This is a genomic window from Allobosea sp. OAE752 (genome assembly GCF_050433265.1).
GTDB classification, from domain to species: Bacteria; Pseudomonadota; Alphaproteobacteria; order Rhizobiales; family Beijerinckiaceae; genus Allobosea; species Allobosea spartocytisi.
Map to the genome: position 1 here is coordinate 551,010 of NZ_JBNPXO010000001.1, position 18,974 is coordinate 569,983.

Consider the following 18,974-nt stretch of genomic DNA (forward strand, 5'->3'; position numbering starts at 1 on the left):
GCTACACGTCCTGCCCGACATAATCGGCCACATGCTGCATGCGCTTCAGCGTGCGCCAGTAGATGTCCTCCATCAGCAGATGGGCGAACTCGCCGTTGCGGCCGATGCTGTAGAGCCCGGCGACGCCGGTGCCGCGCGCGAAGGCCTGCCGCCGCTGCTCGTAGCGCGAGAGATAGACCGGGTAGGCGAAGGGCGTCTTCAGCATCCCGCCGGCGCCGATATAGCGCGCCCGCAGATGCGGATAGATCCGGCAGAGCCCTTCGAGGCAGAGCGTCGCGAGTTCCTCGTCCGACATCGACCAATGGGCGTCGCCAACCTCGCAGCCGATGTCGAAGGTCAGTTGGGTGCGCCCCTCCGGCGCGAGCCAGGGCATCGCGGCCGGGGCCTCCGTCACCCGGAAGAAGGGCTGCGAACGGTCCGGCACCCACAACATCGTGTCGGGCAGCAGGTTGCGGCCCTCGAAGCGCAGATTGACGAAGATCATCGGCCGGTAGCGGAACTGGCCGAGCTCGTCGAGCTGGTCCGTGCCCTCGACGAGGCGCGGCAGGACATGAACGGGCGCCGTGCTGATCGCCGCCGAAACGCCGATCTCGCGGCCATTGACCTGGATCGCGGCGACGCGGCCGCGCTCGACGAAGACGCGCTCGACGCGCGCTTCCAGTTCGATGCGGTGGCCGACCTGCTTCATCGTCGGCTCCAGCAGCCGCGAGACGCCACCTTCCGGATAGACATGATAGACGCGCGGGCTCTCCGGCATCTCGTGCGAATAGCCGTTGCAGACCGCACGACCCGTGACGCGGGAGGCGGCCTTGAGATAGAGCGTCTTCATCACCCCGGCCGAGAGCTTCTGTCCGACGGCCGGAGAAAGCTCGCTCGCCGGAGCGCCGGACCAGGCCTCCGCCAGCGGAATCGCGACATCCTGCGCCAGCGCCTCGCCATAGGCGTTTCGGAACCAGTCGGCGGCGTTCTCGACCTTACCGGGGCTTAACCGGGCCGCGAAGGCGCTGACCGCGTAGCGCGGCGACGCCGCCAGCCCGAAGGGGTAGCTGTAGCTGCGCCCGCCGAGCGAGACCGCTTCGCCGTAGTGACCGACGGTTCGCGAGATCTCGCTCGCGCCGAGCGCGTCCGCCAGCCGGTTGCTGACGAAATGCGCGCCGAAATCATAGGTGTAGCCCTCGGCATCCTTGAAGGAGGAAGCCATGCCGCCGACCGCGCGGCCGGTCTCGAAGACCGCAGCCTGCAAGCCGCGCCGCTCGATATCGAAAGCCGCCGTCAGCCCGGCGATGCCGGCGCCGATGATCGCGACAGGCTTGGCGAGACGGCGCCAGACGGCCGGCGCCTTGACTGCGATGTCCATGGAGAAAGCCCCCGCGTTCCGAAGCCCGCCGGCAGGTTCCGGCATGAACTGACGTAACAGGAGCGGATGAATCCCGATTTGAGCCGACTTCACAATCAAGGGCTCAGATCGTCATGAACTGTTAACGCTAACGGAGCGGCGGCACTCAGGAGCCGGGCTTCTCGCCCTTGATCCGCATCAGCACGAGCGGCATGGCGAGGCCGATCACCACGAACCGCACCAGATGGTGGGCGCCGACATAAAGCGTGTCGAGCCCCATGGCGAAGGCGAGCATCGCCATGGCCTCGAGCCCGCCCGGTGCGAAAGCCGCCATGCCGCTGGCATAAGGCACTCCCGCCAGCCAGGCCGCCGGCCAGGCGAAGAGGAAGGCGACGCCCATCGAGACGGCGAAGCCGCCGATCGCCAGCGGGAACAGGCCGCGCAGCTCCTTGCGCGGGATATGGGCGATGCGCCCGCCCATGGTCGAGCCGAGCAGGATCTGCACCGCGATCTGGATCGGCTGCGGCAAGCTGCCTTCGACGAGCCCGCTGCCATGGAGGATCGCGCTGGCGAAGGTCGCTCCGAACATCAAGGGCGCGGCAAGCCCGATGCGCTCGAAGCTGAGACCCAGCAGCAACCCGGCCATGACCAGACCCAGCATGGTCGAGGGACCGACGGCCGTCAGGACCGGCGCCGGCGCGCCCGCCGAGGTGCCGGTCGCCTGCATCAGGCTCGGCAGGAACGCGACCAGGACCAGCAGCCGGAAGAGCTGGACGACCGAGATGCGGCCGATATTGGCGCCCTTCGCCTGGGCGATCGCCAGAACGGTCGAGAGCGCGCCCGGCGCGGCGGCGAGAAGCGCGTCGATCCAGGGCCAGCGCGCGACATGGCGCAGATAAGCCCCGGTCGCGAGCATGATCGCCGCGACGCCGACGAGCAGAACCGCGAGCGAAGCCGGATAGCGCGCGAGCGCGGCCAGCGCCTCGGGCGTCGCGGCCGAGCCGAGAATCGTGCCCGAGAACAGCATCGTCGAATCGAACCAGGGGCGCCTGAGCGCCGGCAGCGGGCGAACCAGCGACACAATGGTGCTGAGCAGCATCGACCCCGACAGCCAGGCGGCGGGCATGCCGAGCGTCGCGAACAGGGCGCCCCCGAGCGCCGCGATCGCGATGACGACCGCCTCGCGTCCGAGGAGCGCAAATCGCGAGGAAGGGTAGCCGAACAGTCTCATTCTGCCCCGAAGCGTGCCGCATCGGCGACGCCGGGCGTTCATGACCATCGCCGGCGCAACGGTCAACCGCGCCGGCCGCCGGCCCGCGCAGGGCCGCCTTGCGTGGCAGGCGGTCAGGCCGCCATCAGCGCCTTCTGCAACCGCGCTACCGCCTCCGTGAGATCGGCGGCGTTGCGGGCGAAGCAGAGCCGCAGGCCCTTCTCGCCGCCGGGGCCGAAGGCTGTGCCCGGCGCCAGCCCGACATTGGCGGTATCGACGAGATCCAGCGCCAGTTTGCGGGAATCCTCGCGGCCATCGACAGTGAAGAACTGGTAGAAGGCCCCGACCGGCGCCGCCAGCGAGACGCGGTTGGTCGCCTTGAGCCCCTCATGGACGATCCGGCGTCCTTCGGCTGCGCGCGCGATCTGGCCGGCGATGAAATCCTCGCCCTCGTCCAGCGCCGCGACGGCACCGCGCTGCACGAAGACCGGCGAGCCGGAGGTCGAATACTGGATCAGGTTCTCGATCACCTGGCCGAAGGCCTCCGGCGCCTCGATCCAGCCGATGCGCCAGCCGGTCATCGCCCAGTTCTTCGAGAAGGTCTGGACAAAGATGACGCGGTCCTCCGGCGCCATGATGTCGTGGAAGGACGGCGCCCGCGCCGAGCCGTCATAGACGAAGCGGCCATAGATCTCGTCGGCGACGATCCAGATGCCGTGCTTGCGCGACAGGGCAAGCAGCGCCTCCTGTTCCGCCTTCGTCGCCGTCCAGCCGGTGGGGTTGGAGGGCGAGTTGATCAGCATGCCGCGCGTCTTCGGCGTGATCGCGGCCTCGAGCTTGCCGAGATCGAGCGTAAACCGGCCCTGGTCGTACTCCATCGGCACGCAGACGGGCCTGGCGCCGCCGACGCTCGTCGCGGCCACGAAATTGGGCCAGGCCGGGGTCGGGATGATGAGCTCGTCGCCCGGCCCCGCGATCATGCGCACCACGATCTGGAGCGACTGCATGCCAGAGCCGGTGACGAAGAAGCGCTCGGGCGAAAAGGTCTGCCCGTAGAGGCGCTCGTGATAGCGGGCCAGCGCCTCGCGCAGCTCCGGGATGCCGCGCTGCCAGGTGTAGAAGGTCTCGCCGGCGGCGAGCGAGCGCGCCGCCGCGTCCCGGATGAAGGCCGGCGTCGGCAGGTCGCCCTCGCCGACCCAGAGCGGAATCAACCCCTCCCGCAGGCGACCGTAATTCATCACCTCGACGATGCCGCTTTCGGGCGCCTCGCGCGCCTCCGGCCGCAGATCGGCGATCAGCGTGCTGCCCGTCGGGAGAGCGGAATTCATCGGCTTCGACCTCGCGATTTGTCCTGCCCTTCTTTAGCCGATGACGGCGCAGCGGGGCATGAAATCGCGAGATCGGGTCGATCGGTCGCGGTGATGAATCGCGACCAGCGGCGTCAGCCGATCAAACCGTCTTCTGCTTGAGCAGATCGCGGATCTCGGTGAGCAGGACGACGTCGTCGGCCTTCGGAGGCGGCGCGGCCGGCTCTTCCTTCTGCTTGCGCTGGAGCGTGTTGATGCCCTTGACGACCAGGAACAGCACGAAGGCGATGATGATGAAGTTGACCGCGACCGTGATGAAGTTGCCGTAGGCGAGGACCGCGCCCTGCTTCTTGGCTTCGGCCAGCGTCGTGGCGGTGATGCCGCTGTTGAGGCCGATGAAGTAGTTCGAGAAATCGACACCGCCCAATGCGCCGATAAAGGGCATGATGATGTCGTTGACCAGGGAGTCCACGATCTTGCCGAAAGCGGCGCCGATGACGACACCGATCGCGAGATCGATCACATTGCCTCGCAGCGCGAATTTCTTGAATTCATCGAGCATGCTGCACCCCTTCTTTAGTCGCCCGGATTTTTCCATCGGCCGGCGCAGGCTAGACCATGCAGCCCAGGCAGGAAAAGCCCGCAGGCGGTATATTCGGCGCGTTCGACCCGGTTTGCGCGAAATATTCGGGGGACGACTTGGACAAATGACCTGTGGCAAGCCGGAAGACACATCGCTAGACTGGTGGGAAACCTGAAACGGAAGGTCATGCCGGCAGCTTTTCGGCCCCGATTGCAGGCGCTCTCGCAGGACATGGCATCGTGATTCCAGCCTGGTCCGTCGTACTGGTCGCGCTCGCCTATCTGTGCGGGCTCTTCGCCGTCGCCCACACCGCCGACATATCCGGCCGGCGGCTGATGACCGGGCGGGCGCGCTCGACGATCTATGCGCTGGCGCTCGGCGTCTACTGCACCTCCTGGACGTTCTACGGCTCGGTCGGCTTCGCCAACCGCGCAGGCTTCGATTTTCTCGGCATCTATGTCGGGCCCATCCTGGTCATCGGCTTCGGCCATCGCTTCGTCGCGCGCATCGTCGGCATCGCCAAATCGCAGAACATCACCTCGGTCGCGGATTTCGTCGGCGCGCGCTATGGCAAGAGCGAGCGCGTGGCGGCGCTGGTCTGCCTCGTCGCCGTGATCGGCGCCCTGCCCTATATCGCGCTGCAGCTCAAGGCGGTCTCGAATTCGCTCTCCGTGTTCCTCGCCGCGACCGGCGGACACGCCCCGGCCTATGACGTGCCGATTCTGAGCGACATCGCCTTCCTCGTCGCGGTGGTGCTGGCCGGCTTCGCCTGCGCCTTCGGCACGCGCCATATCGATGCGACGGAGCATCAGGACGGCCTCGTCCTCGCCATCGCGGTCGAATCGGTGGTCAAGCTCATCGCCTTCCTCGTGCTCGGCATCTTCATCGTCTACGGGCTGTTCGACGGCATGGGCGACCTGCTCGCTCAGGCGGCAAAGCCAGCACCCGACATGCCGCCGATCTGGGACCGGACCTCGAGCTGGCCGGGCTTCCTGACGCTGACGCTGCTGTCGAGCTGCGCCGCGCTGCTGCTGGCGCGCCAGTTCCACATGACCATCGTCGAGAATCGCGATGCCCGGGACGTGCGCCGCGCGGCCTGGATGTTCCCGCTCTATCTCGTGCTGATCAATCTCTTCGTCCTGCCCCTGGCGGCCGCCGGCGAGATCCTGCTGCCCGGCAGCGGCATCGATCGCGACATGACGGTGCTGCTGCTGCCGCTCCAGCGCGAGGCCGGGCTGATCGCGCTTCTCGTCTTCATCGGCGGGCTCTCGGCGGCGACGGCGATGGTGATCGTCGCCTCGGTCGCGATCGCGATCATGATCGCCAACCACCTCGTCATGCCGCTGCTGCTGCGCGGCCGCCGGGCCCTCAGCGAGCCCAGGAAGGCGAAGGCTTCGCTCGGCCCGCAAGCGCCGGGCAACGGCAATCCCGGCGGCGATCTCGGCTCACAGATCCTGATCATCCGCCGGGTGAGCATCTTCCTCGTCATCCTGCTCGGCTATGCTTATTACCGCGCCGCCGGCGAGGCAGCGCTGGTCTCGATCGGCCTGCTCTCCTTCGCGGCAACGGCGCAGATCGCGCCCGCCTTCTTCGGCGGGCTGATCTGGCGGCGCGGCACGTCGCTGGGCGCGGCGGCGGGGCTCATCGTCGGCACGACCGTCTGGGCCTATACGCTGCTGATGCCGAGCCTCGCCATTCCCGGGAGCTGGTGGAGCGAGATCGTCGCGCATGGCCTTCTCGGGCTCGACCTGCTGCGGCCGGAAGCGCTGCTGGGTTTCGACGGCATGCCGGCCCTGCCGCACGGCGTCGCCTGGAGCCTCGGGCTCAACATCCTCTCCTATGTCGGCTTCTCGCTGCTCAGGCCCGCCAATCCGATGGAGCGTCTGCAGGCCAACGCCTTCGTCGAATCGGACCGGGCAACGATGGCGCAGACCTTCTCGCTCTGGCGCACCAGCGTCACCGAGGGCGAGTTGCAGGCGACCATCGCCCGCTATCTCGGCCGGGAGCGCACGGAAGGCGCCTTCGAGAGCTTCAACCATAGCCGCGGCGAAACGCCCGAGCCCGCCCGCGACGCCGATATCCACCTGCTGCGCTTCGGCGAGCACCTGCTCTCCTCGGCGATCGGCGCGGCCTCCTCGCGGCTGGTGCTGTCGCTGCTGCTGAAGAAGCGCAACCTCTCGACCGAGGCCGCCTTCAAGCTGCTCGACGATGCCTCGGCGGCCTTGCAGTACAACCGCGACATCCTCCAGCACGGGCTCGACCATGCCGGCCAGGGCATCACGGTGCTCGACCGAGATCTTCGGCTGCTCGCCTGGAACCAGGCTTTCCTCCAGCTCTACGACCTGCCGCCCTCGCTGGTGCGCTTCGGCACGGGGCTCGACGAGATCGTGCGCTTCAACGCGGCACGCGGCGCCTATGGCGACGGCGCGCAGGACGATCTGATGGCGGCGCGGCTGGAAAGCTTTGTCAACGACCGCGAGCCGGTCCGCCTCAAGCTCTTCCCCTCGAAGAAGGTGATCGAGGTCCGCACCAACCCGCTGCCGGATGGCGGCTTCGTCACCACCTACACCGACATCACCGAGACCGTCGCCGGCGAGGAGAAGCTCGAACGCGCCAATGAAAGCCTGGAGAGGCGCGTCGCCGAGCGCACCGAGGAACTGCTCCACGTCAATACGGAGCTCCAGCGCGCCAAGGCCGAGGCCGAGGCCGCGAACCTCTCCAAGACGCGCTTTCTCGCAGCCGCGAGCCATGACATCCTGCAGCCGCTCAACGCCGCGCGGCTCTACGCGACCTCGCTGGTCGAGCGGGATCGCACCGCCGGCCAGCCCGACCTCGCCGAGAACATCGACGCCTCGCTCGACGCGGTGGAAGAGATCCTCACCGCACTGCTCGAAATCTCGCGGCTCGACGGCGGCGCCCTCAAGCCCGAGCTCACCGCCTTCCGCCTCGACGAGCTGATGCGCCAGCTCCAGCGCGAATTCGAGCCCAGCGCGCAGGAGAAGGGGCTGAAGCTCGTCTTCGTGCCGACTGGGCTCGCCGTGCGCTCGGACCGGCGCCTGCTCCGGCGCCTCCTGCAGAACCTGATCTCCAACGCGATCAAATACACGCCGAACGGCAAGGTGCTGATCGGCTGCCGGCGCCGAGGCAACCAGGTCGCGGTCGAGGTGATCGATACCGGGCTCGGCATTCCCCAAAGCAAGCAGAAGACCGTCTTCCGCGAGTTCCAGCGGCTCGACCAGGGCGCGCGAGTAGCGCGCGGCCTCGGGCTCGGCCTGTCGATCGTCCAGCGCATCGCCCGCGCGCTCGACCATGGGCTGACGCTCGATTCGGTGCCCGGCCGCGGCACGCGCTTCTCGCTCATGGTGCCGCGCACCGCGCCGCTGCCGGCGATGACGACCGGCGCGGCTCCGCGCCAGTCCCCGGCCGGCCAGCTCGCCGGAATGCGGCTCCTGGTGATCGACAATGAGCCGGCGATCCTCGACGGCATGAAGCGCCTGCTCGAAGGCTGGGGCTGCCGGGTGACGATCGCCGCGGGTCTCGAAGAGGCGCTGCCGCATGTCGGGGGCAAGAACGAACCGGACGTGCTGATCGCCGATTATCACCTCGACCATGGCAATGGGCTGACCGCGATCAGCTCGCTGCGGGCCCATGCCCGTACGCCGATGCCGGCGATCCTGCTCACCGCCGACCGCACGCCGCATGTGCGCGAGGCGGCGAACGCGCTCGACGCCCATCTGCTCAACAAGCCGCTGAAGCCGGCGGCGCTGCGCGCCTTGCTGGCGCAGTGGCGCGCGACGCGGCTGGCCGCGGAGTAGGTTTCCAGCCCTCAGCGCTCGCTTGCGCCGGCGCCGCGCAGCACCTCTTCCGATGCCAGGAAGGCCGCGACCTCGGGGCTCGGCGCCGGACTTTGCGCGGTGATGCCGATCTCCGCGAGAAGCCGCTCGACGGGCACATAGGCCCTCACCCGCCGGTCGTAGATCGCCGCCCGCACCAGCGCGACGGCAGCGACGATCTCACCCCCGTCGCGGCCCTGCATCAGCATGCGGTGCTGCATCACCAGCCAGTTCTCGCTCCAGCACAGGATGCGCGTCTCGAGATTGAAGGAACGAAAGAGCCGCATCTCGCGCCTGAAGCGAATCGTCCCGGCATTGACCACCGGCACCCAGCGGTGCCGCAGGATCGCGCGCCACAGGCCGCTGCGCAGCACGAGGTCGGTGCGCCCGAGATCCATCAGCGTCCAGTAGCGGCCGTTGTTCATGTGCAGGCTGGTGTCGAGATCGTGGAACCAGACGCGGAATGACAGCAGCGAAGCCCCGCCCGGCATCTCCAGGCGCGGGCGCATCCGAAAGGTGGCGAGGAGCCAGATCAGGCGGAACCAGAGATTCATGTCGGCCTTCCGATTGTGGACCGGTCGCTGCGAGCCCCATGTCATACGGGCGGCATCGCTGTCGATCATGCTATCGTCTGGTTCGAACCCGCCAGAGAGCGGCAGCGGAGTCGCCGGTTTGCCCACCCTTCACGTCTCGCCCCTGTCGAAGCTCGACGCCACCGTCGCGGCCTGCGGCGCCAGCCATCTCGTCACGCTGATCAATACCGATACCAAGGTCGCACGGCCCGCCGGCATCCCGGAGAGCCGCCATCTCTTCCTCGGCATGTCAGACATCAACCAGCCGATGGAGGGGCATGTTCTGGCGGGGCAGGAGCATATCGCGCGGCTCATCGCCTTCGTCAGGGACTGGGACCGCGCCGCGCCGCTGGTGATCCATTGCTGGGCCGGGATCAGCCGCTCGACCGCGGCCGCCTACATCACCGCCTGCGCGCTCGCGCCCGAGCGGGACGAGGCGGAAGCGGCGGAGGCCTTGCGCGCCGCCTCGCCCTCGGCAACGCCCAATGCCCGCCTCGTCGCACTCGCCGACGCCAGCCTCGGACGGGGCGGCCGGATGATCCGCGCCATCGAGCGGATCGGCCGCGGAGCCGACGCCTTCGAGGGGCAGCCCTTCGTCTTCCCGCTGGCTTGAGCCAGGATGCCGCAACGGCAGCTTCGTGCGGCCTTCCGAAGGATCGTCGCGGATCGTACCGGGCTCCTCGACGAGCGAGGCAGAAGATTGCTTGCATCCGGCAAAATTTGCGACGATTGATCGCGCAGGAGGCAATTCCGGCACCATGACGATCGAACTCGACTCGCGCGACCGCACGATCCTGCGAATCCTGCAGCAGGACGGACGCATCACCAATTCGGACCTGGCCGAGAAGGTGCACCTGTCGCCCTCCGCCTGCCTCAGGCGCGTGCGGCAGCTCGAGGAAAGCGGGTTGATCCGTGGCTATGCGATGATGCTCGACGACAAGATCGCCGGCTTTCCGGGCACGGCCTTCGTTTTCGTCACGCTCGACCAGCAGGGTCGGGCCTCGCTGGAGAGCTTCGAGCAGGCCGTGCAGAACCTGCCCGAGATCCTCGAATGCCACCTGCTCGCCGGGGCGCATGATTATCTGATGCGCGTGATCTATCGCGACAGCGCCGATTTCGAGCGCATCCACACCGACATCATCACGCAATTGCCTGGCGTGACGCGCGTGCAGTCGACGCTGACGCTGCGGACGATCAAGAAGACCTCTGCCCTGCCGGTCTGAGCCCGGCGGATCTAATTCCGGCTCGCGGGTTGCGACGGGGCGCCGTCCGACCGATAAGCTTGCCTCAAACAGGAATCAGGCCCGTGAGCGAAGACAAGACCCAAGGCACTCCCCATGCCGACGTCGCCGCCCTGCCCTTCGAGGCGGCGCTGAAGGAACTCGAAGGCATCGTCGCGCGGCTCGAGCGCGGCGACGTACCGCTCGAGGAATCGATCGCAATCTACACCCGCGGCGAGGCACTGAAGGCGCGCTGCGACGCGCTGCTGAAGCAGGCCGAAGCCCGCATCGAGCGCATCACCCTCGGTGCAGACGGCAAGCCCACGGGCACGACGCCGCTCGACGTCGAGAACTGAGAGGGCGGGGGCGACCGGCAGGATGCGCACGACGCCGACGATCCGCCGCGCTGACGCAACCGATCCTCCCGAGGCTTTCACGATTGAGGCTCCCGTTCGCCTCGAAGACCGGGTCGCGGCCGCGCTCTTCGCTTATGCCGATCTGTTCGCGGCGGCACGACGGCGCCAGCTCCATCTGCTGATCTGGGTGGTTATCGCGCTTCTGGCGATGGCCTACTACTCTTCCTGGCAGGAAAGCGGCCATTTGGGCGCCCGCGCTTTCCTGTCGCGTTTCGGCGCGGACCTGCTCGGTCTCGGCGGCCTGCCGATCCTCGTCGTCGCGGGGCCCATGCTGGTCTACTACCTCATCCAGCCGGCGCTCGTTCGCAGCCGGCTGAAGCGCTGGTATCGCGACGAACGGCTCGACCGCCCCATTGGCACCGCCTATCGCTTCGAACCCGGCGGCATCGCCGTGACCCTGCCCGGCCGCGGGAGCGCGCTCGCCTGCCGCCGCATCGGCGGCATCTCCGAAAGCCCCACCCATCTCTTCATCCGGTTGAAGGACATCGAGGATGTCTTCGCCCTGCCCCGCAGCGCGCTATCCGGGGAGCAGGTCGCGCAGATCGGAGCATGGGCCGCCTCCTGTCATGTCGATGGCGCGGGAGCGGCCCGCGCCTTTCCGGAGCTGGAAACGCCACCGGGGCGCGCGCCCCTGCTGACCGCGCGCTTCGAGCTGACCGAGGATGATCGCGCGGTCGCGCTTGGCTGGCAGATGGAGCGCCCGGGGACGCGGCGGCGGCGCAGGCGCGGCTTTATCCTCGCCTTCCTCGTCGCGGCACTGATCCCCCCGCTGCTCTTCGGCGTCCTCTGGCTTCTCGATCCCGAGAGGGTGCCCTTCCGCTATGCCTTTCCCTTGTTCGTCGAGATGTTCGCGAGCACATTCTGGAAATGGGTGCTCGGTCTCTGGGCGATCATGACGGCCGTCATCCTGCTCCATCCCTGGATGAGACGCCGGCATGCGCGCCAGCTCGCCCGGCAGATGCAGAAGCGCGTGCAAGCCTATGAGCACGAGGTGCGGCTCTACGACGACGGGCTCGAAACCTGGCAGGACGGCTTTTGCAACGGCTTCGACTGGAAGGGGTTCGAGCGGATCGAACGCCAGGGCGACCATCTCATCCTGCTGCGGCGGGAAGGCGAGCCGCTGATCCTGCCTTTGCGCGCGCTCGACGGCGACAAGCTGGCCATCTTCCAGCGCATCGTCGATCATCGCATCGATGGGGGGAGCCATCGGCCGGAGGCAGGTACGTGACGAAGCCGCTCGCGAATTCCATTGCAACAGCGCTTGCGGCGCTGGCCTTGTCCGTCGCGGCCGCCACCTCTCACGCCGAGACCGTCGTGATGCCGCACGGGCTTTCGGTCGAGCTCCCCGAGGGCTGGCACGTTGACGGGTCGCCGGAGGGCGAGGTCTCGCAAACCGGACTTCGCCGCGTGCAGCTCGTCTGCGACAGCGAGGCCTGCAGAAAGACGCAGGAAACCTGCACCATCCTGATGCGCTCGAAGGAGATCGAGGGCGCCGACGATGCGGCCAGGCTGCGCGCGCTCTATGCCTCGCCTCTCGACCGCTACACCCGCCTGCGCGCCGTGCTGCGCTCGACCAGCAAGGACGCCGAAATTCGCAAGCCGCTGGAGATCGTGCGGATGGGCGAGCGTGAATGGTACCGCGTCGAGACCGATGCGCGGCACAACTACAAATCCGGCCTTTTCGCCGAGACGGTCGTCAGCGGCCTCTATGTCGGCGGAATCTGCAAGACCTGCGAAACCGGCGAGGAACGCCATCGGGACGGCCTGAAGATCCTGATGAGCCTGAAATCGAGCGCCGCAGCCGCCTCCCTGCGCTAGGCCTGCAGCTCGCCGACGGCAATCTCAGCCTCCGACCGGCAGCGCGAGGATCAGATCCTCGATCAGCCTTGCGACGTGCTGGACGGCTGGATCGCCGGCGCGGCGCTTGTGCCAGGCGCTGTGCAGCGGGAAGCCTTCCACGGCAAGCGGCGGCGGGAAGGTGACGAACGCGTCGTCACCTTCCTGCAGGCAGCGGCTCGGCAACAGCCCGATCATGTCGGAGCCGGCCACCAAGGGCAGCACCATCGTGAAGTTCGGCACGACCATGCCGACATGGCGCTCGCGCCCGATCCGCGCCAGGGCTTCGTCGAGAGGCCCCTTCGTGTCGCCGCGCCCCGAAACCAGAACATGCGGATGGGCGAGCCAGCCCTCGAGATCGAAGCCGGCCGCCGCCGGATGGCCGCGGCGCATCACGACGAGGTAGCTCTCCCGAAGCAATTCGCGGCGGGTGAAATCGGCCTCGACGGCCGGGAAGACCGAGATCGCCAGATCGATGGTTCCGCGCCCAAGGCCTTCAAGCGAGGCGGCTGCGCCATGCCAGGGCATGAGGACGACCGTGATGCCCGGCGCCGTCCGCGCCAGGCGGCGATGCAATTCGGGGGCGATGGCCACGGCCGGATAATCGGCCGTCACGACCCGCACGGTCTGCCGGATCGCCATGAGATCCGGCTCGCTCCGGTCGAGCAGGGATTTGGTGCTCGCCAGAATGTCCTTCACCGGCCCGGCCAGCGCATGGGCCTTGGGCGTCAGGACCATTCCCCCGGGACCGCGCTCCAGCAGCCGGTCGCCAAAGAGCTGGCGGCAGCGTTCCAGCGCGCTCGACATCGCCGGTTGCGACAGGCCGATGCGATCCGCCGCACGCGAGACATGCGCCTCGTCGAGCAGGGCGTCGAGCACCACCAACAGGTTCAGATCGACCGACCTTAAATTCATGAAATCGATGATACGGTATATCGATCATCCATTGGAGTAATTTTATCGACGCAGCCATCCTCTGCTCATTCCGAAGGAGGATGCCATGACCAAGACCCTGATCCTGCTGTTCCACCCGCATTTCTCGGTTTCGCGTGCCAACAGGGCGCTCGTCGAGGCAGCGCAGCATCTGCCTGATACCGAGATCGCCGATCTCCATGCGCTCTATCCGGACGGGCAGATCGATGCCGATGCCGAGGCCGCCCGGCTCGTCGCGGCGGATCGCATCGTGCTGCAGTTTCCGGTCCAGTGGTATTCGACACCGCCGCTGCTCAAGGCCTGGCAGGATGTCGTACTCACGCGGATGTTCTACCTCGACTATGAGACGGAAGGCGCCAAACTCGTCGGCAGGCCGCTGCTGGTCGCGGCGACGGCGGGCAATGTCGAGACGGCCTATGCACCGCAAGGCGTCAATCTCTTCCCGCTGACGGAACTCCTGCTCCCGCTGCGGGCGACGGCGCATCGCTGCGGTCTCGCCTGGGCCGAGCCCTTTCTCGTTTACGACGCCCGTCGCGCCGACGATGAAGCCCTGAAGGCCGCAGGCGACTACTACGCCTCGCGGCTGCGGCGCCTGGCCGCGCCGGCACCGGCAGCGGCGGCCGCCTGAACAGCCTTGCCCGCCAGCGCGATCGGGGTAGGCTCTCGCCGACACAGGAGGCCGCCATGTCGCAACTGCCAGCCGAAGATCCCGTCCTGGGCGATGCCCGCTCCTGCGAGGCGATCGAGAAGGTGATCGTGCCCCGCTCCCATGACCTCGGCGGCTTCCAGGTGCGCCGGGCGCTCCCGGCGATCGGCCAGCGCATGGTCGGCCCCTTCATCTTCTTCGACCAGATGGGACCGGCCGAGTTCCATCTCGGCGAAGGGCTCGATGTGCGCCCGCATCCGCATATCGGGCTCTCGACCGTGACCTATCTCTTCGACGGCGAGATCATGCATCGCGACTCGCTCGGCACCGCACTCGCCATCAAGCCGGGGGCGGTTAATCTGATGACGGCCGGGCGCGGCATCGTGCATTCGGAACGCACTGGCATGGAGGCACGCGCCAGCGGCCCCAAGCTCTACGGCATCCAGGCCTGGCTCGCCCTGCCGAAATCGCATGAGGAGGTCGCGCCGGAATTCGTGCATCACGGCGCGCCAATGCTGCCGCGCATCGTCGAAGGCGGCAAGCGCATCAGCCTGATCATGGGCTCGGCCTATGGCCAGAGCTCGCCGGTGAAATTCCCCTGGGAGGCGCTCTATGCCGAGGCGGTGCTCTCGCCCGGCGCGATCCTGCCGCTCGACCCGGACTATGACGAGCGCGCGATCTACATCGTCTCGGGCAAGGTCGACATCGCCGGGGACGAGTTCGGCGCCGGCCAGCTCCTGGTCTTCAAGCCCGGCGACCGCATCTCGATCCTCGCCGTCGATCAAAGCCGCGTGATGATCGTCGGCGGCGAGCCGATGGATGGCCCGCGCCATATCTGGTGGAATTTCGTCTCCTCCTCGCAGGAGCGCATCGAGCAGGCCAAGCAGGAATGGAAGACCGGCCGCTTCGACACCGTGCCTGGCGACGACAAGGAGTTCATTCCGCTGCCGGAGGGATGACACCTTCGCTGCCGGCAGCCACGCCCGTCAGGCGATCTCGGACAGGTCCCGCAATCTCGGCACCTGCGAAAAGGCGATGACGAGCAGCTGAACCAGAAAGCCCGCAGTTGCGAGACCCAGGCAGGCGCCGATGCCGAAATGCGCCGCCACGGAGGCTCCGATCGCGGCGCCCAGTGGACGGGCGCCGAAGGTCGCCGTCATGATCAAGGCCGAGACGCGGCCGAGCATCGCATTGGGCGTGACGGCCTGCCTCAAGGTCATCGTGGAGATCGTCCAGATGATCGGCCCGACACCGAACAGGAAGAAGCTCGCGCCGACCAGCTGGACGGACGGAAACCAGAGCGTCGCGAGCATCACGCTGGCCGCGCAAAGCCCGGCGAAGGGCCCGAGCAGGATCAACGTCCCGAAAGAGACGCGCCGGGCTATGGCGGGCGCGAGAGCAGCGCCGACGATCATTCCCGCGCCGTAGACGCCGAGCGTGACGCCGACCTGGGTCGCGCTCAGGCCGAGGTTCTGGACCGCATAGGCGACATAGACCGCCTGGAAGACGAACCAGGAGATGTTGAAGAAGACCGCCGTCAGCAGGATCGGCCTGAGCAGGTCGTGGCCAACCGCGAAACGGGCACCCTCCCCCAGATCATGCAGCAAATGGCGCCGTTGACCGGAGGGCGGTTCATCCTTGGGCAGGCCGGCGAGCAGGAGCACGGCCAGGATGGAAAGTGCGGCGGCCAGGCCATAGGCCGTCGAGACGCCGATCCAGCCGACGAGCGCCCCGCCCAGCGCCGGTCCACCGGCATAGGCGACGCTGCGCGCCAGCTCCAGCCAGCGATTGGCGTCAGCCAGCTGAGCGCGTGGTACGACCGAGGGAACGAAGGCCGGGGCCGCCACGCTGTAGCAGACCGTGCCGATGGCCCCGAGTGCACCGAGCATGGCAAGCCAGGTCAGGTTGAGGCTGCCTGCGGCCAGCAGCAGCGGGATCGCCAGCAACGACAGGGCTCGCAGCGCTTCCGTGCCGACCATGAGCCGGCGCCGCGAGGCACGGTCCACCATCAGGCCCGCCGGAATGGACAAAAGGAGGAAAGGCAGGGTCTGCGCCGTCTGCAGCCAGCCGGTCTCGGCCGGCCCGGCCGAGAGCAGCAGCACCGCGGCCAAGGGCGCGGCAGCCAGCGCAATCTGCTCCGAGAACTGGGCGGAGAGATTGGACCAGCCGATGCGGCGGAATGCCATCGGCAGCGGTGCGGTATCGGTCGTTTCCATCGCCCGGTGTCCTCGAAAGCGGTCTTGAGGGCACTAAACGGCGTTGCTGGCGCGGGAGCCACCCGTTTCGTGGGATGAGTCGGCGCTTGCCATGCGCGGGCCGCCCCCCACCTCTGGTTTGCCAGCGCGCCGCGCAACCTCTATTTCAGGTGATCTCACCGAAGGATCACATTGCCTCGTGCCCCGTCCTGTCACGCCGCTCCTCGACACGATCCAAGCCCCGGCCGATTTGCGCAGGCTCGACGACACGCAACTGCGCCAGCTCGCCGATGAGCTCCGGCTGGAAACGATCGACGCCGTCTCCGTCACCGGCGGCCATCTCGGCGCCGGGCTCGGCGTGGTCGAGCTGACGGTGGCGCTGCACCATGTCTTCGACACGCCGCGCGACAGGCTGATCTGGGATGTCGGCCACCAGGCCTATCCGCACAAGATTCTGACCGGGCGGCGCGACCGCATCCGCACGCTGCGCCAGGGCGGCGGCCTCTCGGGCTTCACCAAGCGCGCCGAGAGCGAGTACGACCCCTTCGGCGCCGCGCATTCCTCGACCTCGATCTCGGCTGGCCTCGGCATGGCCGTCGGGCGCGATCTCGCCGGCCGCAAGAACAACGTCATCGCCGTGATCGGCGACGGCGCGATGTCGGCCGGCATGGCCTATGAAGCCATGAACAATGCCGGCGCGCTCGATTCGCGGCTCATCGTCATCCTCAACGACAACGACATGTCGATCGCCCCGCCGGTCGGCGCGATGTCGGCCTATCTGGCGCGGCTGGTTTCAGGCCGGACCTATCGCTCGCTGCGCGAGGTCGCCAAGCAGCTTGCGGAGCGGCTGCCGCGCTTCTTCCACGACAAGGCGAGGCGCACCGAGGAATATGCCCGCGGCTTCTGGACCGGCGGGACGATGTTCGAGGAGCTCGGCTTCTACTATGTCGGTCCGATCGACGGGCATAATCTCGACCATCTGCTGCCGGTGCTGCGCAATGTCCGCGACGCCGGCAACGGGCCGATCCTCGTCCATGTCGTGACCCAGAAGGGCAAGGGCTACGCCCCGGCCGAGGCCACCCCCGACAAATACCACGCCGTCGTCAAGTTCGACCCCGTGACGGGCCTGCAGGCCAAGGCGCCGGCCAATGCGCCGAGCTACACGAACGTCTTCGCCCAGGCCCTGATCAAGCAGGCGCGGGAGGACGAGAAGGTCGTCGCCGTCACCGCCGCCATGCCGTCGGGCACCGGGCTCGACGCCTTCGGCAAGGAATTTCCGGGCCGCACCTTCGATGTCGGCATCGCCGAGCAGCATGCGGTGACCTTCGCGGCCGGCCTGGCAACCGAGGGCTACAAGCCGTTCGTCGCGATCTACTCGACCTTCATGCAGCGCGCCTATGACCAGATCGTGCATGACGTGGCGATCCAGAAGCTGCCGGTGCGCTTCGCGCTCGACCGGGCCGGGCTCGTCGGCGCCGATGGCGCGACCCATGCCGGCTCCTTCGACATCGCCTATCTCGCCTGCCTGCCGGACATGGTGGTGATGGCGGCCGCCGACGAGGCGGAGCTCACCCATATGGTCGCGACCGCCGCCGCCTATGACGAGGGGCCGATCGCCTTCCGCTATCCGCGCGGCGAAGGCGTCGGCGTCGAGATCCCCGATGTCGGCTTGCCCCTCGAAATCGGCAAGGGCCGCATCGTGCGCGAGGGCACGCGGATCGCGCTGCTTTCGCTCGGCACGCGCCTCGGCGAATGTCTCAAGGCCGCCGAACTGCTGGCACAGCGCGGCCTGTCGACCACGGTCGCCGATGCCCGCTTCGCGAAGCCGCTCGACGAGGCGCTGATCCTCAAGCTCGCCCGCGAGCACGAGGTGCTCGTCACGGTCGAGGAAGGCTCGGTCGGCGGCTTCGGCAGCCATGTTCTGCATCTGCTGGCGCAGAACGGCGCGCTCGATGCCGGCCTGAAGATCCGGAGCCTGACTCTGCCGGACGTGTTCCAGGACCATGACAAGCCGGACGCCATGTATGCCGCCGCCGGGCTCGATGCCGCCGGTATCGTCAAGGCCGTCGAGGCTGCTCTGGGCACGCCGAGCGCGGTGAAGCTGGCCTGACGTCCCTGCCATGAAGAGCCGGGCCGACCAGTTGCTCGTCGAGCGCGGCTTCTTCGAGAGCCGGGCCCGTGCGCAGGCCGCGATCGCGGCCGGGCTGGTCACCGCCAATGGCACCCCCGTGCGCAAGGCCTCCGAGATGGTGGCCGCTGATGCGGTGCTGACCGCGCAGGCGCCGCATCCTTACGTCTCGCGCGGCGGGCTGAAACTGGCGGGCGCGCTCGATGCCTTCGGCTTCGATCCACAGGGTCTGGTCTGCCTCGATGTCGGCTCGTCCACCGGCGGCTTCACCGACCTGCTGCTGAAACGCGGTGCACGCCATGTCGTCGCCGTCGATGTCGGGCGTGACCAGCTCCATGCTTCGCTGCGGTCAGACCCGCGCGTCACCAGCTTCGAGGGACAGGATATCCGCACGCTGGCTGTCGAAGCGCTGCCCGAGCGGCCGAGCCTCGCGGCGATCGATGTCAGCTTCATCTCGCTCAAGCTCGTGCTGCCGGCGGTCGCGGCGCTGCTTGCGCCTTCGGCTGGAATCGCGGCGCTGATCAAGCCGCAATTCGAGGCGGGGCGGGCGGCGCTGAAGAAGGGCATCGTCCGGGACGAGGCGATTCAGCTTCAGGTCTGCGACGAGATCGTCGGATTGCTGGGCGAGCTGGGCTTCACCGTTTCTGGGCCGATCCTCTCTCCGATCGAGGGTGGCGACGGCAATCGCGAATTCCTCGTCGGCGCGCAGCGCTGGCATCGGACCGAAAAGTGGAATCCACTTTTCGGAGAGATCTGATG

Annotated in this window: 17 protein-coding genes; 10 read left to right on the forward strand and 7 right to left on the reverse strand. The window is 67.8% G+C overall.

Features of this window, described 5'->3' with window-relative positions; all coding sequences use genetic code 11:
- Position 1: 1 nt before the first annotated feature.
- The 4 genes from GGC47_RS02555 to mscL form a co-directional block, all read right to left on the reverse strand.
- Positions 2-1,357, reverse strand: a complete 1,356-nt coding sequence (locus GGC47_RS02555) for a protoporphyrinogen/coproporphyrinogen oxidase (RefSeq protein ID WP_112763346.1) — start codon at positions 1,355-1,357, stop codon at positions 2-4.
- Between the two features lie 145 nt (positions 1,358-1,502).
- Entirely contained in the window at positions 1,503-2,567 is a 1,065-nt protein-coding gene (locus GGC47_RS02560) for an AbrB family transcriptional regulator (protein ID WP_429066774.1), read from the reverse strand.
- 113 nt (positions 2,568-2,680) lie between these two features.
- A complete protein-coding gene (locus GGC47_RS02565) occupies positions 2,681-3,874 on the reverse strand; it encodes a pyridoxal phosphate-dependent aminotransferase (RefSeq protein WP_112763344.1) in 1,194 nt (397 codons plus the stop codon).
- A gap of 121 nt (positions 3,875-3,995) precedes the next feature.
- Positions 3,996-4,415, reverse strand: coding sequence for a large conductance mechanosensitive channel protein MscL (mscL, locus tag GGC47_RS02570; RefSeq protein WP_038361203.1), 420 nt, complete (start codon positions 4,413-4,415; stop codon positions 3,996-3,998).
- Positions 4,416-4,675: 260 nt separating this feature from the next.
- Between mscL and GGC47_RS02575 the strand changes: the two genes are divergently transcribed.
- Positions 4,676-8,251, forward strand: a complete 3,576-nt coding sequence (locus GGC47_RS02575) for a PAS domain-containing hybrid sensor histidine kinase/response regulator (RefSeq protein WP_113253391.1) — start codon at positions 4,676-4,678, stop codon at positions 8,249-8,251.
- 11 nt (positions 8,252-8,262) lie between these two features.
- Here the strand turns inward: GGC47_RS02575 and GGC47_RS02580 are convergent, their stop codons facing one another.
- Positions 8,263-8,823, reverse strand: coding sequence for a thioesterase family protein (locus tag GGC47_RS02580; RefSeq protein WP_142020223.1), 561 nt, complete (start codon positions 8,821-8,823; stop codon positions 8,263-8,265).
- A gap of 118 nt (positions 8,824-8,941) precedes the next feature.
- Between GGC47_RS02580 and GGC47_RS02585 the strand changes: the two genes are divergently transcribed.
- From GGC47_RS02585 to GGC47_RS02605, 5 genes are all read left to right on the forward strand, one after another.
- A complete protein-coding gene (locus tag GGC47_RS02585; protein ID WP_142020222.1) occupies positions 8,942-9,454 on the forward strand; it encodes a tyrosine phosphatase family protein in 513 nt (170 codons plus the stop codon).
- Between the two features lie 145 nt (positions 9,455-9,599).
- Entirely contained in the window at positions 9,600-10,064 is a 465-nt protein-coding gene (locus GGC47_RS02590) for an Lrp/AsnC family transcriptional regulator (RefSeq protein WP_185747783.1), read from the forward strand.
- Between the two features lie 83 nt (positions 10,065-10,147).
- A complete protein-coding gene (locus tag GGC47_RS02595) occupies positions 10,148-10,417 on the forward strand; it encodes an exodeoxyribonuclease VII small subunit (protein WP_038361192.1) in 270 nt (89 codons plus the stop codon).
- A 22-nt stretch (positions 10,418-10,439) separates the two neighbouring features.
- Complete coding sequence (locus GGC47_RS02600; RefSeq protein ID WP_142020221.1) at positions 10,440-11,705, forward strand: YcxB family protein; 1,266 nt, start codon at positions 10,440-10,442, stop codon at positions 11,703-11,705.
- On the forward strand, positions 11,702-12,295 hold the full coding sequence (locus GGC47_RS02605; protein ID WP_210245553.1) for a hypothetical protein: 594 nt from the start codon (positions 11,702-11,704) through the stop codon (positions 12,293-12,295). The genes GGC47_RS02600 and GGC47_RS02605 overlap by 4 nt, the downstream gene beginning before the upstream one ends.
- 24 nt (positions 12,296-12,319) lie before the next feature.
- Here GGC47_RS02605 and GGC47_RS02610 read toward each other — a convergent pair whose 3' ends face one another.
- Positions 12,320-13,228 carry a LysR family transcriptional regulator gene (locus tag GGC47_RS02610; RefSeq protein WP_142020220.1) on the reverse strand — a complete coding sequence of 303 codons (909 nt, stop codon included), beginning with the start codon at positions 13,226-13,228 and terminating at the stop codon, positions 12,320-12,322.
- Between the two features lie 85 nt (positions 13,229-13,313).
- On the opposite strand from GGC47_RS02610, the gene GGC47_RS02615 reads away from it, so the two are divergent.
- Positions 13,314-13,874, forward strand: a complete 561-nt coding sequence (locus GGC47_RS02615; protein WP_142020219.1) for an NAD(P)H-dependent oxidoreductase — start codon at positions 13,314-13,316, stop codon at positions 13,872-13,874.
- 56 nt (positions 13,875-13,930) lie between these two features.
- Positions 13,931-14,851, forward strand: a complete 921-nt coding sequence (locus GGC47_RS02620; RefSeq protein WP_112763338.1) for a pirin family protein — start codon at positions 13,931-13,933, stop codon at positions 14,849-14,851.
- Between the two features lie 27 nt (positions 14,852-14,878).
- Here the strand turns inward: GGC47_RS02620 and GGC47_RS02625 are convergent, their stop codons facing one another.
- A complete protein-coding gene (locus tag GGC47_RS02625) occupies positions 14,879-16,108 on the reverse strand; it encodes an MFS transporter (protein WP_142020218.1) in 1,230 nt (409 codons plus the stop codon).
- Positions 16,109-16,286: 178 nt separating this feature from the next.
- On the opposite strand from GGC47_RS02625, the gene dxs reads away from it, so the two are divergent.
- Entirely contained in the window at positions 16,287-18,197 is a 1,911-nt protein-coding gene (gene dxs / locus GGC47_RS02630) for a 1-deoxy-D-xylulose-5-phosphate synthase (RefSeq protein WP_185747782.1), read from the forward strand.
- Positions 18,198-18,207: 10 nt separating this feature from the next.
- The gene (locus GGC47_RS02635) at positions 18,208-18,972 is read left to right on the forward strand and encodes a TlyA family RNA methyltransferase (RefSeq protein WP_142020216.1); all 765 of its coding nucleotides are present in this window, start codon (positions 18,208-18,210) and stop codon (positions 18,970-18,972) included.
- The last annotated feature ends 2 nt before the right edge of the window (positions 18,973-18,974 follow it).